We start from the raw sequence: 12,569 nt of genomic DNA on the forward strand, positions 1-12,569 counted from the left end.
AAGCGAAGACAATCGTGTAGCTCTAATGATGTATACATTCCATGTCAAATTGATAGGTTGGTTCCATCAGCGAAACAGAGAGCGATCCTAGTGTATAGACACCGTCATCTTCGTTATGTAAATGTTCGAATATCGCATTGGTTGTGACACAAGGGGCACCGAGTATTTGTGTCATGTACTGATAGAAAATTTCAGTTGCAAAAAATTTCATCTAACATTTGACCCGTAAATACGAGATTCTCAATATCTTCTCCTGCGTTTTTAAGTTCTAAATCTGTAATCTCATCACGATATGTCCAATGTCCATACTTTTAATATTGTCAAAACCAGCGAATACATAATCAACTACATAGCGAATAATTCGTTTCATAGGAAAGACCTCCTAGAAGATGATATATACTTTATTGTATGAGGGGTATATAGGATTAAGTCATCAGGGATGTGACATCTTCATGATATTGAATGGACGGTTTCTTGAACGATTACTATGATTTAAGTCGTTAGAGAATGTACATGTAATCAAACGCTCAGATCTAATCGATTAAGAGAAGAATACAAAACCATATTCTTATGAATAAAAAAGATTAAATAGAATGAATAAGAATTAAAGATAGATTAAAAGAATTAGGAAAAATGAAAGTCCGAAAATCCTTTTGACACCAACGTTTTCGAGAGATTTAGAAGATTGTAAATATGTCAGCTATAGTTTCTTTTATTCAAAGGGACTATTTTTTTTTCATTTCTTTTTTGATAAATCATATTCAACAGCCAATTTTATTCGCTATATATTTGAAATTAAATCAATCATATTTGATTTTTTTCCAAAAACGCAAAATATAAAAATGACCTGATGAAACACAGGTCATATACGATGCCTTTTGATCGAATGAATCAACAATGGATATAGATTCGGGATGTTTTCATACAATTTTTCAAAATGAGGCATGCCAAAAAGACCATCATGCGATCGTCAATTTTTCCACTTTATGTTTTAGTTGTTGATGAAGATAAAGAATCGGCTCATTGAAGAAGAGTTGATTCTCACTTGAATGAATTAAGTCTTCACGATGGTGAAGAAACGCTTGTTTCAAGTCAGCCAAGACTTCACGGAACGCTGATGCACCGAACGTATCACTCATTGAGTAGAGAGATTCACGGCTTACTTTTAGTGCATCGAAATCGAAGAACTCACCAACGCGCTTACGCAACTCGAACCAAGCAATTTGAGCATCTGAACGCTCTTCTTCTCGGATCACTTTACTGTCTTGAGACTTGTCTAATGTCAATTCAACGAGGACTGGACGTGTAATATCTTGAACGCGTTTTTTAAGCGTGAGATTTTGCTTCACCACATTTAAGAAATGACGGCTGCCTTCTACAAGGGACACTTGAAGGAACTTCAAACGATCCATCATCTTTTGAATGGCAAGTTTGTGGCCACAATATTTAGGCAAGAAGCCTTTAATCTCGTCATAGGTAAGGATGGCTTGGTCACGTGATTGAACATGGATATCTTTCTCAACTTGTACGAGTGCACGTAACGCAAGACGCAAAGCGTTCACGTTATCAAGCGTGAGAAGTTCGGAAAGAAGATCATGCCAAATAGACGTGTACCCGGTCTTCGAAACGACAGAGGCCCCGTCAACATAAAGGTCACGATAATTCTCAAGATAATCGGTTAGTTCAATCGAGAGTACTCCAGGGAAATGCCGGACAAGTCGTAACAAGCCATGGCTCTCAAATGTTTTCAAGTTGTTATGTAAGGAACGGACAGACGTATGAGCGAAAGAAGCAAGCTCTTTATCTTCTATAAATTCAATCTTACCTTGATCATCTGCATAAGAAAGAAGTGTTAGGACATGGCGAATCCGTGACTTTGTCCATTTAAAAGAAGTAAAGCATGTAGGGATGTTATAGTGATGCTGTTCATATCGATAGTGATCAGCTCGTTTCGTCCAACGAGTCAATCCACTCATCGCGACGAGTAATTTGTTTGCAACTAAAATGTGACGGTTTCTGTAAGCCACGTACCTTACACCTCCTCTATCCTAAAATATGCTAGTTTCAGTATCTTGTTCTTTCGAGATAGTGTCAAAGTGTGGGTTTGGTACGATGAATTGCGACCAAATTTGATAAAACGTTGATGTTAAGCCATTCTAGAACTATAAAAATGTGTCATTTCAGTACGACGATTTGCGACCAAATTAGGAGGGATTGCTTAATAAAGCCATTTTAGAGTGATTCAGAGTAGAAATTTCATACAAAAAGTATTCAACATGTTGATTCAGTACGACGATTTGCGACCATTTTAATAAGAATGTCGTTTCAGTACGACGATTCACGACAAAAACAATTAAAAATGCGGCTTCAGTACGATGAATTGCGACCATTTTTAAGGGACAGACACTTTAATTTTTTTTAATTTTTCATCAAAAAGTTGAAAAGTGTCGTTCCAGTACGACAAATTGCGACAAAAACTAATCAAATGTCGTTTCGGTACGATGAATTGCGACCAAATTAAGTGGTATGTCGTTTCGGTACAATGATTTGCGACTAAATTCAATTAAAATGTCGTTCCAGTACGTATTTGTACGACCAGTTTCACCAAAAGCGGACAATTTGCTAGGAATGTTTCTCTCTAAATAAAAACAAAAGTGTCATTTTAGTACGAGGAGTTCATTCAACTAATTTACGAAAAAATATTTGGCCACATCACGTAATTGTAATTTGGGAGGCTCTAACTTGTAGTTAAGTACTGGCGTTCACCTATATTGAATAATCGCTCACTAAAAAACGTTCCATGTGAAACATATAACGAAGATTAAGTACAAAAAGAAAGAAGCCCGTTATATCGAAGGCCTCTTTCTTTTCATTTCTATTTAAAGTAGCAAAGTATCGGTATGATTTAATAGTTCCCATGACTCGAGTGGATAAAAGGTGAAGAAATAGTAGTCGCCGGAACGGTGCCAGTCTTTCAAAATGAATTCATGTTCTTTAATACGGTCTAAGTTTGTCTCAAGCTCGCGTAGGTTCTCTGACTTGCGAGATTTGTTGAAACGAATCGAATAAGTGAATTGACGCCAGTGTCGACGTACCGGGCTTTGCTCCCCTGTCTGAATCGACGCAATACGTTCTTTTTGAAGAACGAAGGCCAGGTGATACGCAAAACTCCCTTTCAACTGTTCGATCTGTTCGCCATAGATACTGACGATTTGCTGCTTGAGTAGATCGTCATACACCTCTTCGGTTACTGTGACGATGACCTGGCTATCCGCGAGTGTTGTCGCATTCTTGATTGTGACCGAAGAAAAGAGTCCACGGACGAAGAAGTCCCCTTCATCATTGTGACCTGCAACTCGGTAATAGCCGAGCTTCATGAGACGCTTTGTCGTTAAATCATAACTTTTGCCGCTCTTGTTGGCATAGAGCTTTTCAACCAATTGAACGAGCGGGAAGATGATTTTACGACTCGTCTGAAACGAGATGTCACGGTAAGACAAGATCTCTGTGAAGGCCTCGAAGTCTTTCGCGTCCAGGTCAGGCACTTTACCATTTAACTCTTGGATAAACTCTTTACTGACTAGAACGGAAAGATTCTGTGGGACGCCCTCTTTATATTTTGGTACGACGGAGTCATAATTTAGCAGTTCAAGATTTAGCTGTGACGCGTCATTGAGTTTTTCATCAAGTTGCTCGGTTTTATTTTTGATGCGATCAGACATCCCGAAAAACGGGATATCAACAGCAAGTGTCGGTGAATGGTGGGCAACACGCTTGGTTGAATCGATTTCCTTGGCGACTTCCCCTAATATCATGAGCACATCTGTTTTCAACGTCGTTGTTTTTTGGTTGAGGGTCTTTTGGGACCAATACGGATAAGTATGGATTAACTGGTTTGGGTCTTCTGCCCAGTCCTCAATCTCGGTGATGCAGAGAGTCATATAGTCTTCAATCGTTTTCACGTGAAACTCTTTGTACAGTCCTTCGAGCCCTGCGACTTTTACATATGCTGAGATCATATCGTGCTTGGCTCGTAATTCTTTATTGTACCCTCGGGACTCTTGGTAATTCCGGACGGCTGTTTTGACCCACCGACGTTTTAATTTCATAAAGGAATAATAGCGAATCTTTTTATAGGCACTTTCGATATTCTCAAGCGCGTAGTGTGCTTGATAAAGTGATGCGACAAATTCATTGATGTCGAAAATGGATACGCTATGGAGGATTTCTTCCATACCGTGTCGCTTGATCGTATTGACCGCTTGCGAGATAATGAGTTGCTGGGTGCGGCCGTTGGAGGATGAGTGGTTCTCCATGTTAATCACCTCTTCTCAACTAAATATAGCACAGGTCCTTGAGATAAAAATTCAAAATCAAAAATTAATTTTATTTCAAATACCGTTAATGGAAAAGTGTGCGCCGGCGCACACTTTTCCATTAACGATATTTGTTCGGAATCAATCATTTAAATTCAGTTTATATGGTAAAATTTATTAAATAGCAATGATAAAAAGTTAGGATGAATTTCATGGTTGAGAACAAACTGAAACTACATTTGAATGAAGGCATCGTTAAACTCCCTGACTGGGTCGTCTTTTCTCTTTCGATTGGAAGATATTTAAAGGAACATACCCGTTCACAAGGTAAGCCGACCCGTATGTTGATCTCCCTTCCCAACAATGATTACATACCGCTATTGATTGCCATCGGAATCGCTGATGGGAATTTTGAGCTGAATGAGGATAGAGAGTCAGTCAAAGAGAAAATTCTGAGCCTTCAAGAAGGGCACCGTATTATCTACTTAAAAGATGGGAAACCGACGAATGTGTCCGTCATTGAGGTCGGTACTAGTCCCGTGACTGAAAATGAGATGATGTTACATGTTTTGATAGAGGGCATGAAGTTTGGCATCCCAGAGAGGCAGTGGTCCGATCGCATAATATTGACGAACGGAGATGAGGGGATAGTAAAGCGCTCAAGAAAAGTGAGCGACAAAAAGACACTCGGAATAAAAGGAAACGGACTTCTAAAGAAAATATACCCCCTAGAAAATCTCCTCAACTCCTCTTCTTATTCAGAAGACGCCTTTTATATGATAGGAAATCTTAAAAAGGTTCACAATCAAATGAATGAACATCTCTTTTATACGGACGATGTATACGGGAGTCCGAAGGACTTCTTATATACTGATGACGAGAACAGTTTTACCAATGGTAAGGTGATTTCTTCTCAAAAACGAGACATTGATTTCAAAGTGATGGAGAGTGTGCCAGTTATTTATTGGGGATGTGATAGTTACTTGAGACAAAGGCATCATTTCAAAAGCAATCCTTCCATTACTATTTTTAGCAGAACCGAAAACGAGAGCAGAATTGATGAGTTACTGAACGAGGTCGAACGAGAGATGGTCCATGGAGGCCACGAATATATGACCGACCACATGAGACGTTATCTGAATGAAAAAAGAGTAGACTTACCTAGGGGTATCGAATTGATAGTGTGGAGGTGACGGTATGATTTCAGAAGTTAACAGACTGTACAGAAAAACAGACATTAGTATAAAGGTGGAAGAGGTTTCTTCTGATCCGGTCACACGATTGGCGATGAGTATCAGGGAACTTAAATCCGAAGTGGTTGCCAATTATCAAGGTCATGAAGATGTAACGGATTTGGTGTTTCTTTTTCGAAAAATCTTATATAAAATCACGACAGGTCTTTTGGATTACAATGAAATCTTGAGGAGTGAAGATAAGGACGAATTGCGCGCATCCCTGTCCCTGGCCCATAAGTCTTATCCTTCACTATTTGATGCCCATCTGAAGAAGGTCGGAAATAGTTTGAAAAGTGTCTTGGAGACAGAGGGGAATCCACTCATCGAAAGGGTTATTGATTCAATCAATGACCAAAGATTCGAGATGAGGGATATGAGTGTGGCCGTCGTCACCAAAAAATCGTTGATTGAAGAAGAACGATACAGAGTGGCAAGTCATTTAAGACTCACAACATCAGTTAGTTTCTTTACTGAAAACGGCTTCAGGGTCGACACGGAAGACTACGATAAAGTCATTTACATAGGAAGTCCAAATCATTGTGGCATGTACGCGACCAATACGTTCAAATCGGAATCGGTTACTTTCATCACCTATGACTTCTATGACAATTCGTTTGTGAAACGCGAAACCCTCAACAGGTTTGGGGAGGATCGTTCGATTAGTACGGTGTATGAAGATGTTGAGATTGAACAGCCTTCAATGAGGAAGAAAACATTGTTGATGCCACCTACTATGGAACCTTCAGAACTGCTAAATCGCTTTATAATGAAGGCTCAAAAGGAAAATCAGGATGAGGATCCGGAATTGATTGAAGCGATGGTGGTATATCTTGAGAACAACCATTTCATCTTTATTCCAAGGGATGTGAAGATGAAAACACTGACATCTGAAGGGGAAGTGAACGATACCAAGGTAGAAAGTATAGATGAAGGCTCTTACATCATAGTTCGAAACAAAAGCGAGAGCAAACTAATAGGTGAGGTTGCGGATGAATTTTTCCTGAAAGACAGAAGAGATGAGTTCAGGGACTTGCAGCTTAAATGGAAAGAGCGACTCATAGAGTCAATAAAAGAATATGGGGTGGATCGGTTTTCTTACTTGTTACGAACAAAACACTCAATCACTTATGCCAATCCAATCATAATAAAGACATGGATTAAAGAAGAGACCATTGCACCTAGGGCCATCGAGAAACTATTGCCAGCTTTGAAATATGACGAAGCAGAAATAGAGGAGACTCTGATTGCGACGAAGGAAATCCGAAGCGCACACCTAAAAGCTGGCAGATTGATTTCTAAGAGCATCATGGACGCCATCTCCCCTGAGATGATAGAAATCGTGAAGGAGAGGGGGTTCCATACCTTCGAGTCTGAAGAGTTCACTGATGTCACCTTTAACATAGAAAGGGTCATATACATCGATAATGAAGTCAGAGAGGTGGCAACAAGCCAGCTTATGAAACTGTATAAACTTATATAGAGGGATAAGGGGGATACCATGGGAATTCAACTTGAACAATCACTGAAGAACAGAGAATCCATTATAGACGGTGTAAGAGAAGAAATGATTGGGCCCTCGACTATAATGGAGCATTGGCATGAGTTCAATCCAATCGGGAACGCAATCGTTCCAAAGATGGACGCTCCATTATATTGGAAAAAGGGAGGCCTCAAAGAGGAAATCCTACAATTTCAAACCCCAACACAACGTTATGTGAGCGGATTGTTGTTTCCGCTAGGAATTTCTGAAAATGAAATGGAGTCACTAGAAACGTTACTTCTAGATAAAGAAAAAGAGGAAGATGCCGCCACCAGTAAAGAAGAGGATGTATCTTTTCATGCAGATGACGAGGAATCAATCACCGAGGAAGAGGGCGAAATGGAGTTGCTTCCTCAGAAAAATGATTACATGCCCTCTTCTATGGGAATCACTTTTTGTTTGGATAAGGACGTCGAGACCATCCATGTAAATGTCACCGGAGGGACATACGACCCTCAAAACATTAGGGTGGAAGATAAGGACAAAAACAGCACGTTGTGGCTAAGGTCTTCACTTCGAGGGGGGGAAGATGTTGATATCGCAACGGCTCTGAAGCAGGGGACCTTGATACGCGATGTTCGCATGTATGATGCCACATCGCAAGAGGTCAACCGTTTCAAAATGCAAATCCAAATCGTCATAAGGGATGTCGGTGGAAAATACATCACCACAATCAGTTTGACCAATAGGTCCGAAAAAGCAATCGGTCAAAATGAATCGAACGAGACGTATCATAGGAAGGAACAACTGATATTGTTCCAGGCAATGATGGAGGTCTGTGTGAAGGAAGGTCGCGGATTCTCAACTTATCCGAGCAGATATGACCTGACCTCGAAAAAAATTCCCGACATCGAGCTTGAGTCTGAAGAATTATCGATGGAGTTACTGTACAGGAAGAATGGGAACTATGCTTTTGGACATGGGTGTTCGGTTCATTGGGACCAAAATGTCGAGAGTGTCACTTCTTTGAAAACGACATTCTTACCAGAGTACCAAGCGATGAGCATGACACCAGACATACAAGTCATGGTCGATGGGAAAATGGTTGAGTTGAAGATACTGATGGCGGACCTGGCTGGGATCACAGCAAACAGAAACCCTAAAAAAATATTAGAATCGCTAATCAAAGGATATCAGAATTGGATCATATCTAAAGAAAGAGAGCTAGACCTGATACCCGCACACTTGAAACCTGTTGCAAAAAAACATCTAAAGCTGTGTACTGAAAGTCACGACCGTATGCTGAAAGGACTAGATATCCTAGAAGAACCACAGGCACTTAAAGCTTTTCAGTTGGCTAACCTCGCAATCTTGCTACAACAGAGAAACGGCAAAGAAAAACGAGATGGTGTGATCGACAAGAGTTCCCTGGTGTTTGATGAGGAAATCGATGTAGAAAAAAACAGTCTACATAGACTCGCTGAGAGTGATAACTCTTGGAGAGCTTTTCAAATCGCGTTCATTCTCATGTCTCTCGATTCGTTCGTGAACGAGACCGGCGAGTCGAGAAATATAGTCGACCTCATCTGGTTCCCAACCGGCGGAGGAAAAACGGAAGCCTATCTGGGAGTGGCCGCTTTCCAGATGATATATAGAAGACTTAAGAATCCTGATGACGCTGGAGTGGACGTCATCATGCGATATACCTTACGTCTGTTGACGGCAGACCAGTTCCAAAGGTCATCCAGACTCATGTGCGCATTGGAATATATCAGAAGACGACATGAGAAAGATCTGGGTAAAATCCCTTTTTCTATAGGCATTTGGGTAGGGTCGGCGACCACGCCAAATAGAAACAAAGATGCAATCAAGCAATTGAACAAACTTCAGGGTAGAAACAAGAAAGACAATCAATTCATCGTGAACAATTGCCCTTGGTGCGGAGCCAAGATGGGATACTACAATGACAAGATGAATAAAGGGAATCCTCAATACCAAGGTTTCAAGAATGAAGAAAATAGTTTGATATTGTATTGTCCGGACAGGAACTGTGAATTTTCTGAGAGTCTCCCTATCTATATCGTCGATGAGACCATATATAAAAAACGTCCAACTTTCTTGATAGGAACCGTGGATAAATTCGTTCAATTGGTCTGGGAGCCTGAAGCAAGGTCGTTGTTCGGATTGGATGGGAACGGGGAACGGATTTATAGCCCGCCCTCCCTGATTGTACAAGATGAGCTACACCTGATTTCAGGACCCTTGGGCACATTGACAGGGCTATTTGAAGTATTAATAGAAGAGCTTTGTCTCAAATATATAGATGGACGAGTAGTAAAGCCCAAAATCATTGCTGCCACCGCGACTATCAAACAATATGAAGAACAGACGAAAGCACTCTTCGGAAGGCCGGTCGCAAGGCTTTTCCCTAGTCCTGGATTAGAGAGTGAAGATTCATTCTTTGCAACCCCTGCCTTGGATGCCATCGGGAAACCGATGCCAGGACGAAAATATGTCGGCGTATACACGACCACTGTGCGAATCATGATGTCGCAGGTCATGACGTTCTCATCCATTATTCAGAGTGTGAAAGACATTGGTCCTCTTGAAAGAGACCCATATTGGACACTCCTGGCTTTCTATAACACGTTGAGGGAGCTTGGAGGGGGGCTGACCCTGACACAGATGGATATATCTCAGTATTCGAATGCTATGTCCAAACGGAAAGGCAAGAAAGGGTCATTGAGATATTTAAATAATGTGCTGGAGCTGACGTCAAGGAAACAGAGTCACGAGATCTCAAAGGCCATTGATGACCTCAAAACAGGTTACAAAGAGCCTGTCAAATCGACCGGTAGGAAAAGGGAGACGAAACAGACCATCGATATGTGCCTGGCCTCGAATATCATCGAGGTGGGGGTGGATATCGATAGGCTATCTGTCATGGCCATCGTCGGACAACCCAAAATGACAGCACAATATATTCAAGTGAGTGGTCGGGTCGGACGCAAATGGTGGGAGAGGCCAGGTCTCATCTTCACACTGTACTCGAATACCAAGTCGAGAGATAAATCCCACTTCGAGCATTTCAGAGAGTATCATGAAAAACTATATGCACAGGTCGAGCCTACGAGTGTGACACCCTTTTCAGATGCAAGCCTAGAAAAGGGATTGACGGCAGTGTTGGTAGGTTATTTGAGACAAGCGCTGAGCAAGGATTTAGGGAGAGCGCCTTCTTCGGAGAGTATTAAGAAGCATCAGGGAAATATCCAAACTTTTTTGCGGCGCATTATCGAAAGAGCTGAGATGGTCGACCCTGAACAGGTACCTGTTCTGAAAGATAAATTAAACGAAATTATAAAAGAGTTATTATTTACCCCGTTCTCAACCTGGGAAGTAAAGGGCGATGATACCGCATATATGTATCGGGCAGGTATGGTCGTTTCTCGTACGATTGAGAGCGAATCTGTCCCTATGATCAACTCGCTACGGAACGTCGATTCCGAATGCAGGGGGATGATCTCCTCGCTCTATAACAAACTACCTTCGAATGATGAAGATGTAGATGGATGGGAGTTTTTGAAATGAAAGACCTACCATTAAGAAGAGGACAGTTGGTGACGACATTCGGACCCGGATCTTTGGTCATCAGTCCGGAAGGTGAGACTGCGATGGTCGGTGCTCTTGATAAATGGTATATCAATGATCAAGGGAATCGGATCGATATCAATCAATATGAGCTGCAAGAGCCGAGATTAAAGACCTTATTGAAGGTACAAAGATTATTGGCCCCCCCAGACTACAGGGCAGGTTATAAGATGAAAAATGTCTCTTCAGCGATGAAGCAAGAAAACACTGACATTTTCATTCCGCTCTTGCGTTTTCCCCAGTGGCATTATTGCCCAAATTGCAGAACCATGCACAAGAAAGGTTTGTCGGAACGGACGAACCGTTATTATTGTAGGGGATGTGAAAAAGAAGTCAACATGAATCAAGTACCATTTGTCATGGTCTGTAGTCATGGTCATATCTCTGATTTTCCCTGGCGTGAATGGGCGCATAGAGACGAACATACCAAGTGTGAGGGAATGCTTAGATTGCTCAGTACTCCCGGCGCGACACTAGACTCTCTAGAGGTAAGGTGTTCTTGTGGCAAAAATCGATCATTGAAAGGGATAACGACTCGCAAAGGCGTCATTGGGGAGGGTGAGGAGTCAGTCAGTGAACTGAGCAAGAAAATGAATCAAAATGGGGAGGGGATATACATCTGCCCGGGATTCAAACCTTGGTTCGGGTCAGATCAAAATGTCGTCGGTTGTACACAGTCTCCAGTGGCCGTCTTGAAAAACTCGCTCAATGTATATTATCCCAACACAATCAGTGCGATATATCTTCCAGGAAAAGTCAAAGAAGCAGAGGAAATCATAGATTTTCTGACTAAAAAACATGTGACTGCGACGCACCTGTCAGGATATTCGACTCCAGAAGATAAATTGCACTATGCGATGATAGGGGCCCCAATACATATCAAAGACATCGATAGAGATATGTGGAATCTAGCTATCGCTTATATCGAGAATGGTTCAAGCAACGATTTGGGCAGTTATGAGGGGCAGTCAGACGATGCGAATGAACGGTTGAAGCATGCAGAGTACGATAAGTTGGTAAAAGAAATGGATAGCAAGCATTTGAAAATACGAAAAGAATGGGACCATGCCGATTCTCAGAATCATCATAGATTCTCGGGGAAGTTCAATCTAATCAATCGTGTGACGAAGCTCAAGGAAACTATCGTACTCACAGGGTTCACTCGTCTGACGACCGGAACAGAGACGATGACTCAAGAGAATTTGTTGGAGGGGAAAAAACTGCTTTTCAACGAACCCGATGCCCCTCAAAACGACTGGTTGCCCGCTCATGAGGTATACGGGGAAGGAATCTTTTTTACTCTCCCCTTGCAAAAGATTAAAGCATGGGAAAAAGACCCTCAAGTAAAAAGATATTTTGAGAAGTTCAAATCTAGATTAAGAAGACAAAAATCAAGAATCGACCCTGAATCCCTGCTTCCACGAAAAGTATTGCTGCACACGCTGTCACATCTTGTCATAGATGAACTCGCCCTGACATGTGGGTACAATGCATCCTCTATACGCGAGAGACTGTACGTTTCTGACGAGCATGTAGGCGTGCTTATCTATACGTCATCTGGGGACGTGGACGGTACCTTCGGTGGATTGGTACGGATGGGAAGGGAGGAACACTTCTTCCCAATCATCGAAAAAGCCATAGAGAAGGCGAGTTGGTGCAGCTCTGACCCGGTCTGTACAGAAATCGGGAAGGGTTCGGGCCAAGGTATAAATCAGTTGAACGGTGCGGCATGTCACAACTGTTGCTACTTGCCAGAGACCTCTTGTGAAATGGGAAATCTATTGTTGGATAGGTTGTTATTGATTGACCCGAAAATAGGATATTTCTCATGAAAAAGTGATTTCTAGGAGAGTAAGTCCCTTAGAATCGATATTTTTATCTTATCGATAA

The 12,569-nt window shown here is 41.6% G+C and carries 6 protein-coding genes; 4 read left to right on the forward strand and 2 right to left on the reverse strand.

What is annotated here, in order from left to right:
• Positions 1–959 precede the first annotated feature (959 nt).
• Both KNO66_RS14020 and KNO66_RS14025 read right to left on the reverse strand, forming a co-directional pair.
• Positions 960–2,027, reverse strand: a complete 1,068-nt coding sequence (locus KNO66_RS14020) for a hypothetical protein (protein ID WP_214743055.1) — start codon at positions 2,025–2,027, stop codon at positions 960–962.
• Between the two features lie 852 nt (positions 2,028–2,879).
• Positions 2,880–4,316, reverse strand: coding sequence for a hypothetical protein (locus tag KNO66_RS14025; RefSeq protein ID WP_214743056.1), 1,437 nt, complete (start codon positions 4,314–4,316; stop codon positions 2,880–2,882).
• A gap of 212 nt (positions 4,317–4,528) precedes the next feature.
• Here KNO66_RS14025 and KNO66_RS14030 point away from each other — a divergent pair, with 212 nt between their 5' ends.
• The 4 genes from KNO66_RS14030 to drmB are packed head-to-tail and all read left to right on the forward strand — an operon-like array spanning position 4,529 to position 12,511.
• Positions 4,529–5,509, forward strand: a complete 981-nt coding sequence (locus KNO66_RS14030) for a hypothetical protein (protein ID WP_214743057.1) — start codon at positions 4,529–4,531, stop codon at positions 5,507–5,509.
• 4 nt (positions 5,510–5,513) lie between these two features.
• Positions 5,514–7,031, forward strand: a complete 1,518-nt coding sequence (locus KNO66_RS14035; RefSeq protein WP_214743058.1) for a DrmE family protein — start codon at positions 5,514–5,516, stop codon at positions 7,029–7,031.
• Between the two features lie 18 nt (positions 7,032–7,049).
• Complete coding sequence (locus KNO66_RS14040; RefSeq protein WP_214743059.1) at positions 7,050–10,619, forward strand: helicase-related protein; 3,570 nt, start codon at positions 7,050–7,052, stop codon at positions 10,617–10,619.
• The gene (gene drmB / locus KNO66_RS14045; RefSeq protein WP_214743060.1) at positions 10,616–12,511 is read left to right on the forward strand and encodes a DUF1998 domain-containing protein; all 1,896 of its coding nucleotides are present in this window, start codon (positions 10,616–10,618) and stop codon (positions 12,509–12,511) included. The genes KNO66_RS14040 and drmB overlap by 4 nt, the downstream gene beginning before the upstream one ends.
• Positions 12,512–12,569: the final 58 nt, after the last annotated feature.

Source organism: Exiguobacterium sp. s48, from assembly GCF_018617395.1.
In the GTDB taxonomy this organism is placed as follows: Bacteria; Bacillota; Bacilli; order Exiguobacteriales; family Exiguobacteriaceae; genus Exiguobacterium.

What these genes read in the sequence shown, in the direction of transcription:
- KNO66_RS14025 (WP_214743056.1), bottom strand. Translation starts at nt 4,316, where the DNA reads ATGGAGAACCACTCATCCTCCAACGGCCGCACCCAGCAACTCATTATC.
- KNO66_RS14040 (WP_214743059.1), top strand. Translation starts at nt 7,050, where the DNA reads ATGGGAATTCAACTTGAACAATCACTGAAGAACAGAGAATCCATTATA.
- drmB (WP_214743060.1), top strand. Translation starts at nt 10,616, where the DNA reads ATGAAAGACCTACCATTAAGAAGAGGACAGTTGGTGACGACATTCGGA.
- KNO66_RS14035 (WP_214743058.1), top strand. Translation starts at nt 5,514, where the DNA reads ATGATTTCAGAAGTTAACAGACTGTACAGAAAAACAGACATTAGTATA.
- KNO66_RS14030 (WP_214743057.1), top strand. Translation starts at nt 4,529, where the DNA reads ATGGTTGAGAACAAACTGAAACTACATTTGAATGAAGGCATCGTTAAA.